Origin of the sequence: Streptomyces liliiviolaceus (assembly GCF_018070025.1) — a bacterium.
Lineage (GTDB): Bacteria > Actinomycetota > Actinomycetes > Streptomycetales > Streptomycetaceae > Streptomyces > Streptomyces liliiviolaceus.
The window spans coordinates 1,857,879-1,874,244 of sequence record NZ_JAGPYQ010000001.1 but is presented as its reverse complement, the minus strand read 5'-3'; the positions used below and the strand labels follow the sequence as shown (position 1 = coordinate 1,874,244).

Annotated in this window: 7 protein-coding genes and 1 tRNA gene; 1 reads left to right on the top strand and 7 read right to left on the bottom strand. The window is 72.9% G+C overall.

Annotated features, from left to right (window positions below):
• Nucleotides 1-78: 78 nt before the first annotated feature.
• Together J8N05_RS08220 and J8N05_RS08215 are read right to left on the bottom strand one after the other, a co-directional pair.
• Entirely contained in the window at nucleotides 79-3,402 is a 3,324-nt protein-coding gene (locus J8N05_RS08220) for an AfsR/SARP family transcriptional regulator (RefSeq protein ID WP_456339982.1), read from the bottom strand.
• Nucleotides 3,403-3,887: 485 nt separating this feature from the next.
• Entirely contained in the window at nucleotides 3,888-4,799 is a 912-nt protein-coding gene (locus tag J8N05_RS08215) for a glycosyltransferase family 2 protein (RefSeq protein WP_210890073.1), read from the bottom strand.
• 397 nt (nucleotides 4,800-5,196) lie between these two features.
• Here J8N05_RS08215 and J8N05_RS08210 point away from each other — a divergent pair, with 397 nt between their 5' ends.
• Nucleotides 5,197-6,138, top strand: a complete 942-nt coding sequence (locus tag J8N05_RS08210; protein ID WP_210890072.1) for a M56 family metallopeptidase — start codon at nucleotides 5,197-5,199, stop codon at nucleotides 6,136-6,138.
• A gap of 144 nt (nucleotides 6,139-6,282) precedes the next feature.
• Here J8N05_RS08210 and J8N05_RS08205 read toward each other — a convergent pair.
• The 5 genes from J8N05_RS08205 to topA form a co-directional block, all read right to left on the bottom strand.
• Nucleotides 6,283-6,356, bottom strand: a tRNA-Thr gene (locus tag J8N05_RS08205).
• 101 nt (nucleotides 6,357-6,457) lie between these two features.
• On the bottom strand, nucleotides 6,458-8,059 hold the full coding sequence (locus J8N05_RS08200; RefSeq protein WP_210881781.1) for an alpha/beta hydrolase: 1,602 nt from the start codon (nucleotides 8,057-8,059) through the stop codon (nucleotides 6,458-6,460).
• Nucleotides 8,060-8,222: 163 nt separating this feature from the next.
• Nucleotides 8,223-9,428 (bottom strand): DNA polymerase III subunit delta', encoded by a 1,206-nt coding sequence (locus J8N05_RS08195; RefSeq protein ID WP_210881780.1) that lies wholly within the window; start codon nucleotides 9,426-9,428, stop codon nucleotides 8,223-8,225.
• A 207-nt stretch (nucleotides 9,429-9,635) separates the two neighbouring features.
• The gene (gene tmk / locus J8N05_RS08190; protein ID WP_210881779.1) at nucleotides 9,636-12,968 is read right to left on the bottom strand and encodes a dTMP kinase; all 3,333 of its coding nucleotides are present in this window, start codon (nucleotides 12,966-12,968) and stop codon (nucleotides 9,636-9,638) included.
• Nucleotides 12,969-13,180: 212 nt separating this feature from the next.
• Nucleotides 13,181-16,021 carry a type I DNA topoisomerase gene (topA, locus tag J8N05_RS08185; RefSeq protein ID WP_210881778.1) on the bottom strand — a complete coding sequence of 947 codons (2,841 nt, stop codon included), beginning with the start codon at nucleotides 16,019-16,021 and terminating at the stop codon, nucleotides 13,181-13,183.
• Nucleotides 16,022-16,366: the final 345 nt, after the last annotated feature.

Below are 16,366 nucleotides of genomic sequence, written 5' to 3'. Positions count from 1 at the left end.
GTGGCGCGCACGTGCTGCGCGTAACGAGCGGCGCGCACATGCTGTGCACACGAGCGGCACGCACCCGATCCATGGTGATCAGCCGATGCGGCTCAGGAGCAGGTCCCTCAGTTCCTCGACCACCGGGCTGTCGGTGCCGTCGAGGTCGGCGAGGGCCCGTTCCCACTGCTCGTACGCCTCCTCGGTGCGGCCCGCCGACCGCAGGAGCAGTCCCTGCTGGTGCCGGGCGAGGCCCGCGGTGTAGCGGTCGGCGCGCCGCTCGGCCCGCTCCAGCAGCAGGGCGCACTCCCGGGCGGCCCGCTCCGAGCGGTCGAGGTCGCGCAGGGCACGCACCAGACCCAGCCGGGTCTGCGCACCGCTCTGCCAATCGACCCCGTCCGAGATGCTCAGGGCACGGTCGAAGTGCTCCAGCGCACCGGCGGGTTCGCCGAGTGTGAGGTGGGCGTACCCGATGTTGCAGTGCCCGGACTCGCGGACCCGCGAGTCGCCCATGACCTCCCCGAGCGCGAGGCTCCTCTCGTGCCACTCGATGGCGGCGCGCGGATCGCTGTGCTCGTACAGGTTGCCGAGGTTGCTGTAGACGACGGCCTCACCGTCCGCGTCGTCCGCCTGCCGGGCCAGTTCGAGGCTCTCCCGCAGGGCGGTCTCGGACTCGGCGTACCGGCCCAGGCTTTCGAGCAGCAGTCCACGGTTGTTCAGACAGCGCTGGACACGCGGCAGGACGCCGAGACCGCGCCAGCGCGCGAGCGCCTGGTCGGTCAGGACCAGCGCCTCGCCCGCCCGGCCCTGCATGAAGTGCAGTCCCGCCAGGTCGGAGAGCGCGATCGCCTCGGCGGCGTCGTCACCGAGACGCCGCGCCACGTCCAGCGCCCGCCGCCCGAGCGCCGCCAGCTCGCGCAGCCGGCCGCGGCGCTGCAGATACGGGAAGAGGGTGCGGACGAGGACGGGTACGAGCGGGGAGACGGCGGCGCGTCCCTCGACGAGCGCGACGACGTTCGCCACCTCCCGGTCCCCCCAGGCCACGGCCTCGGCGGCCGAGCCGAACGGCGGGGGCGGATCCCCGTCCGCGTCGGCGGCCACGCGCTCCCGCTCGGCCACGCGCTCCCGCTCGGCGACGGTCGTACCGAGCCGGTTGTCCCGGTCGGCACCGGAGGGCGTCAGGGCCAGCGCGCACTGGCGGGCGGAGGCGATGTACCAACGCAGGGCGATGTCGGTGGAACCGGGATCCGGGCCTGCGGGATCGGCGACCTCGCGGGCGAAATCCCGTACGAGGTCGTGGGGGGCGTAGCGGCCGTACGTGCTCTCGTCGAGGAGGGCGACATCGACAAGGCGGTCGAGGGCGGCCTCCGCGCGCCGTTCGCCGGTGCCCAGCAGCCGGGCGAGCAGCGGAATCCCGTACGTCGGCAGGTCGAGCGCGCCGATCCGGCGCAGGGCGAGGGCGGCGTCCCGGTCGGGTTCGCGGTCCGAGGCGCGCAGTGCGTCGAGGGCGACCGCGAGCGAGCGGCGCACGCTCAGGTCGTCGTACTCCAGATGGTGCAACCGTTCGTCGCTGGCGGCCAGTTGACCGGCCAGCGCGTCCGGGGTGAGGACGTGCCGGGCGGCCAGGCGCGCGGCGACGATCCGCAGGGCGAGGGGCAGCCGTCCGGTGAGGCCGACGAGCGGGTGCGTGCCGTCGAGGCCGTCCCGCCCGGAGACGGCGCGCAGCAGTTCGGCGCTCTCCTCGTCGGAGAGCGGCGCGAGCGGAAAGCGCGTCGCGCCGTCCAGCGCGGTCAGGGGCGAACGGCTGGTGACGATCACCGCGCACCCGGGACCCGCGGGCAGCAGGTGGCGGACCTGGGCGGCGTTCGCGACGTCGTCCAGCACGAGCAGGGTGCGGGTGGGTGCCAGCAGGGAGCGCAGCAACGCGCTTGCCGCGTCCGGGTGTTCGGGCACGCCTCGCGGTTCCACGCCGAGGTCGCGGAGCAGTGCGGCGAGGGCCTGCCCGGGGGTGAGCGGCGGCACGCCCGGGGTCGCCCCGTGCAGGCGTACGTACAGCTGGCCGTCGGGGAACTCCGACCGCAGCCCGTGCGCCACCCGGACGCCCAGCGCGCTCTTCCCGACCCCCGCCATACCGCTGACGACGGCGATCCGGGGGCGGCCGTCCCCGAACGGGCTTGCCGTGCCTGCCGGGTCGACCGGGCTGGCCGGGGCGGCGGGGTCTGCCGGGAGGAGCGCGGTGCGCAGCGCCTGGATGGCTGCGTCACGTCCGGTGAAGTGGACCGGTACGGGCGGAAGTTGGGCGGGCTTCGGAACGGCGGCGGCGGTGGCGGAGGAGGAGGTCCGAGAGGCTTGCGCGGGGATAGCCGGAGCCAGAGCCGGAGCCGTGGCCAGACCCGTGGCCAGACCCGGACCCGGAGCCATGGCGAACGTTTCCGCCAGGATCGTGGTGGTGGCAGGTCTGAGGGGCGCGGCGGTCCCCCGGGAGCCGGACTCGACGGCGACCCGCTCGACAGCGGCTCGCTCGGCGACGGCCCGTTCGACGGCGGTTCGTTCAACGACGGCCCGTTCGGCGGTTCGCGCCCGGCGGTGGGTGACGGTCACCGCGGCCCCCGCTTCCGTGGGCGCGCCCGCCGGCTCCCGCAGGATCTCCAGATGGGCCTCCCGTACCGCGTTCCCCGGCTCCACGCCGAGTTCGCGCACGAGCCTGCCGCGCAGATCGCGGTGGACGGCCAACGCCTCCGCCTGGCGGCCGGTCCGGTACAGAACCAGCATCAACTGCCGGTGGAACGCTTCACGCAGTGGGAACTCGGCCACCAGCGCGGCCAATTCGGGAGCGAGCCCGGAGAGTCGCACACCCCGTTCGGCCGCTACCTGGCCGAGCTCCAGTTCGGCGTCGTAACGGCACTCCAGGGCGAACAGCCGCGCCTCCTCCAGCCGTTGGACGAGGGCGATCCCGCCGGCCTCCGGGCACCAGCCGTCCAGCGGGGTGCCGCGCCACAGCGCGAGCGCCGCCACGGCCTCGGCCGAAGCCCTCCCCCAGTCGCGCCGCGCGTGCGCCGCGCGGGCGGCCACGACCCGGGCCTCGAAGAGCCCGACGTCCAACTCGTCTTCCGATATGCGCAGTTGATAGCCATGGCCCACCGACCGCAGACGGTCCGGGTCGTCCAGGAGCCGTCGCAGACGGGTCACGTGATTCTGCAGCGAGGCGTGCGCGGACGCGGGCGGGGACCCGCCCCACAACGCGTCCTTGAGCGCGTGCACGGAGACGACCCGTCCCGGTTCGAGGAGCAGGGCGGTGAGCAGGGTGCGCCCCTTGGCGCTGCTGACCGGCCGGGCTGTGCCGTCGGCGCCGTACACGACGGTCGGCCCGAGCAGCCCGAAGCGCAGCCGGCCGGGTCCCGCGGCGGCGGAAGCTCCGGACAGGGCCCCGGGCAAAGGGACCGACGCCCCGGAGGCGGGCGTGGACGTGGATCTGGGCGTGGACGTGGCCGTGGACCTGGGTATGGACGTGGCCGTAGACGTACCGAGCAGTCCGGAGGACTCCCGTTCCGACCGCGTCCCGCCGCCCACCTGTTCGCCCTTCCCGTCGGCGGCGTCGGGCGGCCGGAATCCGACGTTCCGCCGGCCCTCGGGCGAAACTCCGTGCCTCGCCACACCGTTCGCCCATGTTAGCGATCGGTTGGCGTGGCCTGATTTGATCACCGCATCGGATCCGGTCGTTCCGGTACGCGGTAGGCGTCGCAGGTCGCCGCGACTCGGGGGAGTGTCGCCGTCGCGACCGGGTCCGAGAGTCAACGCGATCAGCACGATCAGCGCAGCACGCGTGAGTCACCCGCGTACCGGGCGAAACCCGAAATCTGAAACCGGAAACCCGAAGAAACCGGCCCGCCCCTCCGCCGTCCGCCGCCTCAGATGACGGGCGGCCGCCCCAGCCGAGTGAGCCGCCACACGGTCTTCCACCGCATCGGCCGACGCTCCCCGGCGGACGCCTTCAGCCCCTCCACGAATCCGCCGAACCACGCCCGCAGCCCACCGACGGACCGCGTCCGTACGAGGGTCAGCGCGATCCAGACCGCCAGGTGGACGGGGATGAGCGGAAGGGGCAGCCGGCGCCTGACCAGCCAGACGCGGTTGCGGGCGGTGACGCGGTAGTAGATGGCGTGCCGGGCGGGTGACGTCTTCGGGTGCTGGAGCAGCAGTTGGGGCTCGTACCGGATGGTCCAGCCGGCGTCGGCGGCCCGCCACGCCAGGTCGGTCTCCTCGTGCGCGAAGAAGAACTCGGCGGGCCAGTCCCCGGTCTGCGCGAGCATCTCCATGGACAGGGCGTGGCCACCGCCGAGGAAGCAGGTGACCTCGCCGCCCCGCAGGGGGTCCTTGGCGCCGAGCCTGGGTACGTGGCGCCGCTGGGTCTCGCCGTTCTCGTCGGCGATGCGGAAACCGACGATGCCCAGGCGCGGCTCGACGGCGTACAGGTCCCGTACCGTGCGCAGGACATCGGGGTCGACGAGCAGCCCGTCGTCGTCCAGTTCGACGACGACGTCCACGTCCCCGAACTCCCGCAGGCGCCGCAGGGCGACATTGCGGCCGCCCGGGCAGCCGAGGTTCTCGTCGACCTCGATGGCGGTGACCTCACCGGGCAGGCCCAGCCGCTCGGCGAACTCCGGCAGCGGACAGCCGTTCCCGACGATCACGATCCGCTCGGGGGCGACGTCTTGCTTGGCCACCGACGCGAGCAGCGCGTCGACCTCGTCGGGCCGCGTCCCCATCGTCACCACGGCCACCGCGATCCGCGGTTCCACCGACACGACGCCCACCCCGATCTCGACCTCGTCGGACAATCAGAGAACGATGCTAGCCGTTCATGCTGTGGACCCCTCAAGTACGCGACTTCTTAAGGGTGTCGCGAGGTTGTCGCGACGCGCGTCCGGACAGCGTTCCCCGTCCTGTACGGATGCGAGCCACGGCCGTCTCACGACCGCGCCGCGCTGCACCCCTCCAGGCCGTCACCCCGGGCCGTCACCCCGGGCTGTCACCCCGCGCCGTCACCCCGCTGGGGTGCCTCAGGGGTCCCGACGACCGGTAGCGTGTCCATGACCCGCAGAACCATGACCCGCAGCCGCAGGACCAGGCCCACGGGACGACCGGCGAATTCGGCGGGACCAGCCGGACCCGCGGGACTCACCGGACCGAGGGGAAGAAGGGGCCCAGGACATGACCGTGACCGTCTCCCTCATGCTGATGGCGGCCGTCGCCCTGACCGCCGCGGTCGTGGCGCCCCGCGTCCTGACCGGCGCGTCGTGGCCCGAGCGGGAGCCCGTACTCGCGCTGTGGGTGTGGCAGTGCCTGGTCGCCACGGTCCTGCTGTGCTGCCTGTCGTCGCTCTTGCTGAGCGCCTCCGCCGTCTTCCACACGGTCCGCGCCCATGTCTTCGCGCCCGCGCCGCCCTCCGTGACCGCGGCGTACGACCTGGCCGCCGCCCCGCCCTGGACCACCGCGCTGACGCTGCTGCTGGCGGGCGGTGCCGCCTGGACCACGGCGATGCTGGCCCGCGAGGTGACGGAGGCCCGCAGGCGCAGCCGCCTGCGCCGCGAGCACCTGCGGGAACGCGCGCCCGAGCTGCCGGCCGGCCTGCCGACCTCGCGCGGCCCGCTCCTCGTGCTGGAGGACGAGTACCCGGACGCCTGGTGGATGCCGGGCAGTCCGTCCCAGCTCGTCGTCACCACGGGCGCCCTGCACCGCCTCACCGACCACCAGCTGGACGCCATCCAGGCCCACGAACTCGGCCACGCGCGCGCCCGCCACGACTGGCTCCTGCATCTTTCGCAGGCGCTGGCCGGCGGCTTCCCGGGCATCCCGGTCTTCCGTGACTTCCGCGACCAGACGCACCGCCTCGTCGAACTCTCCGCCGACGACACGGCGTCGCGCCGCTGCGGCCACCTCACGACCGCGCTGGCCCTGATCGAGCTGAACCAGCACCGAGGCGTGCTGTCCTGCGCGACCCCGAGGCCCCTGCTCCACCAACGCGTGGAACGCCTCCTGGACCCCCCGCCCCGCCTCACCCGCTCCCACCGCAGAGGCACGACAACGGCTGCGGCACTGGCCCCCCTGGTCCCGCTGCTGATCGCGTTCGGCCCGGCGCTGGCGACACTGGCGTCGTAGGACCTGGGGGCAGATGCGGGAAGGCCCGTTGCTCCCGCGCGGCACGCCTGGCGAAACCCACGGACTCACGCGCTCAAGTCCTCAAGCACCCGAACAAAAGCAAAAGCCCCAGGTCACGGCGAGTGAGTCCTGAGGCTTCCACAGAGCCGCCTTCGGGATTCGAACCCGAGACCTACGCATTACGAGTGCGTTGCTCTGGCCATCTGAGCTAAGGCGGCGCGTTGCCAGAACTATGGTGCGATCGGCAACGTCAGCAAGTCTACACAGTTTCCGGGGGTGCTCCGTACCGCCCCCGGAGGCACCCCCGGCCGCCCGGCGATCAGGTCGCCGAGCAGCGCTTTCCCTTCTGCGGCGGGGTGCCTTCGAGCAGGTACTGGTTGATCGCGGAGTCGATGCAGGCACTGCCGCGGCCGTACGCCGTGTGGCCGTCGCCGTCGTAGGTCAGGAGCGCTCCGGAGGAGAGCTGGGTGGCGAGGGACTGCGCCCAGGGGTAGGGCGTCGCGGGGTCCCGGACCGTACCGACGACGACGATCGGCGCCGCGCCCTTCGCCTCGATGCGGTGCGGCTCGCCGGTCGGCTTCACCGGCCAGTAGGCGCAGTTCAGCGAGGCCCAGGCGAGGCCCTCGCCGAAGACCGGGGAGGCCTTCTCAAAGTCGGGGACGCCCTTCTCGACCTCCTCGGGGGAGGCGAAGGCGGCGGGCAGGTCCAGGCAGTTGACCGCCGCGTTGGCGGACATCAGGTTGGCGTACGTACCGTCCGCCTCCCGCTCGTAGTAGCTGTCGGACAGCACGAGCAGGCCCGCGCCGTCCTTGTCCTTCATGGCCGTGGTGAGGGCCTCGCGCAGTTGCGGCCAGGCCCCCTCGTCGTACATCGCGGCGATGACACCGGTCGTGGCCAGCGCCTCGCCCAGCTTGCGGCCGTCCGCGTCGCCCGCGTCGATGGGCGCGGAGTCCAGCTTCCGGAAGAAGGCCTTCAGGTTCTTGCCGACCTGCTCCGGTGTCGTGCCCTTCCCGCCCAGCGGGCAGTCGGACTCCCCCACGCAGTCCTTCGCGAAGGACCGGAAGGCCGTCTCGAAGCCGGCCGTCTGGTCGCGGTTCAGCTGTCGCGCGGGCAGGGACGGGTCCATCGCGCCGTCCAGGACCAGCCGGCCGACGCGCTCCGGATACAGCCCCGCGTAGGTCGCCCCGAGGAACGTGCCGTACGAGGCACCCACGTAACTCAGCTTCTCGTCGCCCAGCGCGGCCCGTACGAGATCCATGTCACGGGCCGCCTCGACCGTGGACACATGGCGCAGCAGGTTCGCCGAGCGCTGTCCGCAGGCCGCCGCGAACTCCTTGTAGGCGTCGACCAGTTCGGTGGTCTCGCGCGCGTCGTCGGGGGTCGTGTCCGTCTGCGTGTACGCGTCCATCCGCTTGCCCGTGAGGCATTCGACGGGCTCGCTGCGGGCGACGCCCCGCGGGTCCACCGCGACCATGTCGTAGCGGGCGCGCACCTTCGCCGGGTAGCCGATGCCCGCGTACGACTGGAGGTAGTCGACCGCCGATCCGCCCGGCCCTCCCGGGTTGACCAGCAGCGAGCCGATCCGCTTGCCCGGCCCGGTGGCCTTCTTGCGGGCCACCGCCAGCCGGATGTCGCCCTTGGTCGGCTCGGCGTAGTCGAGCGGCGCCTTCAGCGTGGCGCACTCGAAGCCGGCGACACCGCAGGCCCGCCACTTCGGCCGCTGCGCGTAGTACGGGGCCAGCGCGGACGGGGTGGCCTCGGGCAGCGCGCGCAGCGCCACCGACCCGGCCGGGCTCGCGGCGGTCGTCGAACTCCCCGCGGAGCAGGCGGAGACGAGGAGTCCGGCGACGGCGAACAGGGTGCCGTACGCGCGGAGGGATCGGTGAGCCCGGGGTGACCTGAGACGGCGCCTGATGTACATCGACCGAGCGTAACCCTGTGCGACGTATTGATCGCTCAGAGTTGCACTCATGCCTCGTACGAGTGACGCCGTCATCTCCCCGTTCGACCCGTGCCCGCCTACGGCGCCCGCCCACCGTGCGGGCCGCCCGTCACACCCCGCCCGCCCGCCGTGCGGGCGCGCCTCACCCCGCCCGCAGCGCCATCGTCATGGCCTCCACCGCGAGCAGCGGTGCCACGTTCCGGTCGAGGGCCTCCCGGCACGCGGCGATCGCCTCGATCCGGCGCAGGGTGGCCTCGGGCGACGAGCCCCGGGTCAGCCGGTCCAGCGCGTCCTGCATCTCCGTGTTGGCGAGGGCGAGGTCCGTGCCGAACTGCAGGGCGAGCACATCGCGGTAGAAAGCCGTGAGGTCGATCAGGGCCAGGTCCAGGCTGTCGCGCTGCGTACGCGTCTTGCGGCGCTTCTGCTTGTCCTCCAGCTCCTTCATCACGCCCGCGGTGCCGCGCGGCATACGGCCGCCCTGGGCCGCGCCGAGGGCCGCCTTCATGTCCTCGGTCTCCTTGGCGTCGATCTCCTCGGCGACCTGCTTGGCGTCCTCGGAGGCCGCGTCGATCAGCTCCTGGGCCGCCTTGAGGCAGGCGCCCACGTCGTCGACGCGCAACGGCAGCTTCAGGACGGCGGCCCGGCGCGCGCGGGCCCGCTCGTCCGTGGCGAGGCGCCGGGCGCGCCCGATGTGGCCCTGGGTGGCGCGGGCCACGGCAGCGGCGATGTCCGGTTCGATGCCGTCGCGGCGTACGAGGACGTCGGCGACCGCGGCCACCGAGGGCGTCCGGAGCGTGAGGTGGCGGCACCGGGAGCGGATCGTGGGCAGCACGTCCTCCAGGGAGGGCGCGCACAGGAGCCAGACCGTACGGGGGGCTGGCTCCTCCACGGCCTTCAGCAGGACGTTGCCCGCGCCCTCGGTGAGGCGGTCGGCGTCCTCCATGACGATGACCTGCCAACGGCCGACCGCCGGGGACAGCTGGGCGCGGCGGACCAGGTCGCGCGTCTCCTTCACACCGATGGAGAGCAGATCGGTGCGGATGATCTGCACGTCCGCGTGCGTACCGATCAGGCTCGTGTGGCAGCCGTCGCAGAATCCGCAGCCGGGGCTCCCGCCGAGGGCGCGGTCGGGGCTGGTGCACTGCAGGGCCGCCGCGAAGGCGCGCGCCGTGGTGGAACGGCCCGAACCGGGCGGCCCCGTGAAGAGCCACGCGTGCGTCATCTTCGAGGCCTCGGGCAGCGGGGCGTCGGCGGCTACCGCGGTGACCAGGGCGTCGGCGTCCCGCGCGGCGGCCTCAAGCTGCTCGCTCACCTTCTCCTGGCCCACCAGGTCGTCCCATACGGTCATGGGGCGCCGCCCTTTCGTCGAACCTGCCGTCGCCGGCGCAGCCGCTGTCATTGCCACAGCCGCGCCTTTTGTCGCACGTGTGCCTGCTGCGTCCCATTGTGCGGGAGGGCACTGACAACGCGGCCCGAACCCAGGCACGGCCCCGCTGCCGACGCCCTGGGGACATCCTGCCGACGCCTCTACCGACGCCCGATGCCGTCAGCGCGGTCAGCGCCGCCGGCGCCCGTTCCCCTCGTCCCGCTCGTCGTCCTCGCGCGGGCCCAGCAACTCGTCGGCCAGCGTCGGCAGATCGTCCAGCGGGGTCTCCTCCGCCCAGTCCGAACGGGGGCGCCGCCGGGGCCTGCCCTCGGCGTCGACCTGGGGCAGCTCACGAGTGCCGCCGTCGGAGGCCCCGGCCCCCGCCCCGTAGCCATCTCCGTAGCCGTCCCCGTACCCGGGCGGCACCCGGTCCTCGGGCTCACGGCCACGGCCTCGCTCGTCACGCACCTGAGGAAGGACCGCCGTCTCGTCGGCGGCGCCCTGCGGGAGCTGCGGCACCTGCGGCAGCACAGCCGTCTCGTCACCGGCGGAACCGGCGGCCGGGCCGCGGGCCGAACCGGCGCCGGGACCGCCGGCCGTCCGGGCGTCCTGCGGCGGCACCGGAGGCAGCACAGCCGTCTCGTCGACCGGACCGCCGGACGCGTTGGTCGGCGTCACCATCGGCGTCTGCACGGTGCTCTCGTTGTCCGGGCTCTCGTCGGCCCCGCTTCCGGCGCGCGGGCTCTCGTCGGCCCCGTTTCCGGCGCGCGGGCTCTCGTCGGCCCCGTTTCCGGCGCGCGGGCTCTCGTTGCGCGGACCATCCGCCGCCCGACCGGACCCGGCCCCTCCGGAGGGCGCGGGGGCCGCGGGCGCGGCCGACGCGGCCGCCTCCCGCGCCGCAGCCGCCGCAGCAGCGGAAGCGGTGGTGGCCGCCGCGACGGCGGCCGCGGCCTCGGCGGCCCGCCGCGCCTCCTCGGCCCGGACCAGCGCCTCCTCGGCCTTCCGCTGCTTCTCCAGGCGCCGCTCCTCGGCCTCGGCCCGCAGCCGCGCCTCCTCCTCGGCCTGCTTGCGCCGGCGCTCCTCCTCGGCCGCGCGGGCCTTCTCCTCGGCGAGCTGCCGGGCCTTCTCCTGCTCGGCACGCACGCGTGCGGCCTCGGCGCGCTGGCGGGCCTCCTCGGCCTGCCGCTCGGCCTCGCGCCGCTGCGCCTCCTCCAGTTCGAGCCGCTTGCGCTCTTCCTCCTCCGCGCGCAGCCGGGCGAGCTGCTCCTGGCGCTCGCGCTCCAGCCGCTCCTCCTCGGCCTTGCGGGCGGCCTCTTCCTCGGCCTTGCGGCGCGCCTCTTCCTCGGCGGCCTTGCGTGCCTCCTCCTTGGCCTTGATCTCGGCCTCGGAGAGCGGCAGCACCACGTCGAGCCGGTGCCGGATCACGGTCGTGACGGACTCGGCCTCCTGCCCGGCGTCGACGACCAGGTAGCGGCCGGGGTCGGCGGCGGCCAGCGTCAGGAAACCGGACCGCACGCGCGCGTGGAACTCGGCGGGCTCCGACTCCAGCCGGTCCGGCGCCTCGGTGAACCGCTCGCGCGCGGTCTCCGGCGCCACGTCCAGCAGGACCGTCAGATGCGGTACGAGCCCGTCCGTGGCCCAGCGGTTGATGCGGGAGACCTCGGTGGGGGACAGATCGCGCCCCGCCCCCTGGTAGGCCACCGAGGAGTCGATGTACCGGTCCGAGACCACGACCGCGCCCCGTTCCAGCGCGGGCCGCACCACGGTGTCCACGTGCTCCGCGCGGTCGGCGGCGTACAGCAGCGCCTCCGCGCGGTGCGAGAGGCCGGCCGACGACACGTCGAGCAGGATCGACCGCAGCCGCTTGCCGACGGGGGTCGCGCCGGGCTCGCGCGTCACGACGACCTCGTGCCCCTTGGCGCGGATCCACTCCGCGAGGGCCTCGGCCTGGGTGGACTTGCCGGCTCCGTCGCCGCCCTCCAGGGCGATGAAGAACCCGGCGTCGGTGGGCGCCTGCACCGGGTCGTCCCCGCCGCGCAGCGCGTCCCGCAGGTCGTGCCGCAGGGGTACGCCGGAGCGGTCGTCGGCCTTGGCGAGGACCAGTGCGGCGACCGGCAGGAGCAGCGCGCCGACCAGCATCAGGGTGAAGGCGGCGCCGCCGTGCGCGAACACGAACTTGCCGTTCTCCAGGCGGTGCGGACCGATGGCGGCCGCCACCAGCGGCGCCACCAGGACGCCGACGGCCACGAAGACCCGTACGACCGCGTGCAGGTGTTCCGTCGTCCGCGTGCGGCGGTAGTCCTCGGCCTCCTGGTCGAGGAGGGCGTGGCCGGTGTTGGCGGCGACGCCCGCGCCGATGCCCGCGAGGCCGACGATCAGGAGCACGGTGGTGACGTCGGGGACGAGTCCGGCGGCGAGCAGCGCGATCCCCGTGAAGGCGATCGCCAGGGCGAGCAGCCGCCTGCGCGACAGCGACGGCAGCAGCTTGGGCGCCGTACGGATGCCGACCACGACCCCGCCGGTCACCGCGAGCACCAGCAGTCCGAACGTCACCGGGCCGCCGCCCAGGTCCTTGGCGTGCAGCACGGCCACGGCGACGGCCGCCGCGACGGCTCCGGCGACGGCCGCGCAGGCGAGCACCAGGAGCGGGATGGCCCCCGTACGGCCCTTGTCGATGCCGGAACCCGTCCTGGGGCGGCGCAGTCCCTCCAGCGGCGACCGCGCGCGCGGGGTGCGCACGTCGGGCAGTTCGAGGAAGGTGAGCACCGACAGGGACGCGGCGAACAGGCCCGCGGAGACGTACGAGGCGAGCGCCGCCTGGTGCTGGTCGAACCACGCGAGTCCGGCGCCCAGCAGGTTGTTGAGGAGCCCGGCGACGACGAGCACCGCCGCCGCGAGGGGCGCCGCGACGAATCCCGTACGCAGGGCGAGGCGCCGCAGGGCGTCCATGTGGTCGGGCAGCGGTCGTACCGTCGCGCCCTCCAGCGGCGGCGCGGGCAGCAGCGCGGGCGCCGCGCTCTCGCGGCACACCGTCCAGAAGCGTTCGGCGACCCCGATGACGAACGCCGTCACGAGGAGCACGGCCAGCGCGTTCTCGGGGGTCCAGTCGATCCACAGGGGCGCGATGATCAGCAGTACGGCCCGTACGCCGTCCGCGCCGACCATGGTCCAGCGGCGGTCGAGCGGACCGTCCTGGGCGGTGAGCGAGGTGAGCGGGCCCAGCAGCACCGCTCCGAAGAGGAGCGTCGCGAGCATGCGGGCGCCGAAGACCGCCGACACGGCGAGGGCCACGCCGCGGTAGCCGCCTCCGAAGGAGCCGTCGGACACCGCCGCCTGGAGGGCGAGCAGGACCAGCACCAGCAGGGCGAGGGCGTCACCGACGCCGCTCACCAGCTGGGCGCTCCACAGCCGCCTCAGTTGCGGCACACGCAACAGCGCCCGGACGGCTCGCTCCCGTGAGTCTGCGACCAGGGAGTCGTCGGGGGCCGGAGTGTGGGCCGTTGGCTGCTCGGCTCGCGTCATCCTGCCAGCCTATCCGGACGCACCGGGTCCCCGAATAGGGCCCCGAACATGCGAACGCCCTCGACACCAAGTGGTGTGAGGGCGTTCGTTCTGGGAACCGAAGGTGAAAGATCCGGTCCGCCTCCGGTCGGCCTCCCGGCCGCCTGCGGACCGGTCCTCGACCGAGGACGGAGAGCGGCTCAGCTCTTTGTGCGGCCTCTGTGAAGAACGGCTCAGTCCTCGGCGGTCGCCTTGGCGGCCGTGGCCTTCGCGGTCGTCTTCTTGGCGGCCGTCTTCTTGGCGGTGGTGGTCTTCTTTGCCGCCGTTTTCGTGGCAGCCGTCTTCTTTGCCGCCGTTTTCTTCGCGGGGGCCTTCTTGGCGGGTGCCTTCTTCGCCGCCTTCTTGGCCGTCTTCTTCGCCGGCCCCTTGGCCCGCTTCTCCGCGAGCAGTTCGAAGCCCCGCTCCGGAGTGAGCTCCTCGACGCTGTCGCCGGACCGCAGGGTCGCGTTGGTCTCGCCGTCGGTGACGTACGCGCCGAAGCGGCCGTCCTTGACGACGACGGGCTGCCCGCTGACCGGGTCGGCGCCCAGTTCCTTCAGCGGCGGCTTGGCGGCGGCGCGGCCCCGCTGCTTGGGCTGCGCGTAGATCGCGAGGGCCTCGTCGAGCGTGATCGTGAAGAGCTGGTCCTCGCTCGTGAGGGAGCGGGAGTCGGTGCCCTTCTTCAGGTACGGGCCGTAGCGGCCGTTCTGCGCGGTGATCTCCACGCCCTCGGCGTCCGTGCCGACGACGCGCGGCAGCGACATCAGCTTGAGCGCGTCCGCGAGGGTCACGGTGTCCAGGGACATCGACTTGAAGAGCGAGGCCGTACGCGGCTTCACGGCGTTCTTGCCGGTCTTCGGGGTGCCCTCGGGCAGCACCTCGGTGACGTAGGGGCCGTAGCGGCCGTCCCGGGCGATGATCTGGTGGCCCGACTCGGGGTCGGCGCCCAGCTCGAAGTCGCCGCTCGGCTTGGCGAGCAGTTCCTCGGCGAGCTCGACGGTCAGCTCGTCGGGTGCCAGGTCCTCGGGCACGTCGGCGCGCTGGTGGTTCTCGGAGTCCTTCTCGCCGCGCTCCACGTACGGGCCGTAGCGGCCGACGCGCAGCATGATGTCGCCGCCCATCACGCGGAACGACGACACCTCGCGGGCGTCGATGGCACCGAGGTCGGTGACGAGCTCCTTGAGACCGCCGAGGTGGTCCCCGTCGCCGTTGCCTGCCTCCGCGGCGCCGGTCGCCTCACCCTCGCCGAAGTAGAAGCGCCTGAGCCACGGGACGGACTGGGCCTCGCCCCGCGCGATGCGGTCGAGGTCGTCCTCCATCTTGGCCGTGAAGTCGTAGTCGACGAGCCGCCCGAAGTGCTTCTCCAGGAGGTTGACCACGGCGAAGGACAGGAAGGAGGGCACCAGGGCCGTCCCCTTCTTGAACACATAGCCGCGGTCGAGGATCGTGCCGATGATCGACGCGTACGTCGACGGGCGGCCGATCTCCCGCTCTTCGAGCTCCTTGACCAGGCTGGCCTCGGTGTAACGGGCCGGGGGCTTGGTCGCGTGGCCGTCGACCGAGATCTCCTCGGCGGACAGCGGGTCGCCCTCCTCGACCTGCGGGAGGCGGCGCTCACGGTCGTCCAGCTCGGCGTTCGGGTCGTCCGCGCCCTCGACGTACGCCTTCAGGAAGCCGTGGAAGGTGATCGTCTTGCCGGACGCGCTGAACTCGGCGTCCCGGCCGTCGGAGGACCTGCCCGCGATCTTCACGGTGACGGAGTTGCCGACCGCGTCCTTCATCTGGGAAGCGACGGTCCGCTTCCAGATCAGCTCGTACAGCCGGAACTGGTCGCCGGTCAGACCCGTCTCGGCCGGGGTGCGGAAACGGTCGCCCGAGGGACGGATCGCCTCGTGCGCCTCCTGCGCGTTCTTCACCTTCCCGGCGTACGTGCGCGGCTTGTCCGGCAGGTAGCTGGCGCCGTAGAGCTGCGTGACCTGAGCGCGGGCCGCGGTGATCGCGGTGTCCGAGAGGGTCGTGGAGTCCGTACGCATGTAGGTGATGAAGCCGTTCTCGTACAGCTTCTGCGCCACCTGCATCGTGGACTTCGCGCCGAAGCCGAGCTTGCGGCTCGCCTCCTGCTGGAGCGTGGTCGTACGGAACGGTGCGTACGGCGAGCGTCGGTACGGCTTCGACTCGACGGACCGTACGGCGAAGTCCGTGTTCTCCAGGGCGGCGGCCAGCGCGCGGGCGTTGACCTCGTCCAGGTGAAGGGTGTTCGCGCTCTTGATCTGCCCGAGCGAGTCGAAGTCACGGCCCTGGGCGACCCGCTTGCCGTCGACCGCGGTCAGCCGGGCGACCAGGTTCGACGGGTCGCTGCGGTCGCCTGCGCGGCCGGTGCCGAAGGTGCCGGTCAGGTCCCAGTACTCGGCGGAGCGGAAGGCGATGCGCTCGCGCTCCCGCTCGACGACGAGACGGGTCGCGACCGACTGGACGCGGCCGGCCGACAGCCGCGGCATGACCTTCTTCCACAGGACCGGCGAGACCTCGTAGCCGTAGAGGCGGTCGAGGATACGGCGGGTCTCCTGGGCGTCGACCATGCGCTGGTTGAGCTCGCGCGGGTTGGCGACGGCGCTGCGGATGGCGTCCTTGGTGATCTCGTGGAAGACCATCCGGTGGACGGGGACCTTGGGCTTCAGGACCTCAAGGAGGTGCCACGCGATGGCCTCGCCCTCGCGGTCCTCATCGGTTGCGAGGAAGAGCTCGTCGGAATCCTTCAGCAGGTCCTTGAGCTTCTTTACCTGCGACCTTTTGTCAGCGTTGACCACGTAGATCGGCTGGAAGTCGTTCTCGACGTCCACGCCGAGCCGACGCACCTCGCCGGTGTATTTCTCGGGCACCTCCGCGGCGCCGTTGGGGAGGTCGCGGATGTGCCCGACACTCGCTTCGACGACGTATCCGGGGCCGAGATAGCCCTTGATCGTCTTCGCCTTGGCAGGCGACTCGACGATGACGAGTCGGCGGCCGCCGTGTGCGGTCTCGCTGGTCGGGGACAACTTCGCTCTTCTCTCCGGTCGACGCAGGGGGTCTCGCCCCAGGCCTTGAACCCGGGGGTCGGGTCATGCTGACGCTGCGGAGTGTGACGGTACATCCCGCCCCCGTGTCAAACGGGAAAAGCCCGCAACGGCCACTCGAACGGTAACCCGACTCCCGCCATTCCTGCCGCCCGGAGTGCCGACCTGGCCTTTCCGGAACATCCGGAGCGTGACCTCTCAATTACCGGAGAGGAGAAGTCCGACCGGCGTCGATCTTGGCCGCGCCCGCCGCCGTACGGCGATTCCAGGACAGCGCGGACGGCGTTTCCCGGACAGCGGGGCGGTGTTGCGCGGGCGGCGGGCCGC

Coding starts and splice junctions, on each gene's coding strand:
- J8N05_RS08200 (WP_210881781.1), bottom strand. CDS start 8,059: ATGTACATCAGGCGCCGTCTCAGGTCACCCCGGGCTCACCGATCCCTC.
- J8N05_RS08195 (WP_210881780.1), bottom strand. CDS start 9,428: ATGACCGTATGGGACGACCTGGTGGGCCAGGAGAAGGTGAGCGAGCAG.
- tmk (WP_210881779.1), bottom strand. CDS start 12,968: ATGACGCGAGCCGAGCAGCCAACGGCCCACACTCCGGCCCCCGACGAC.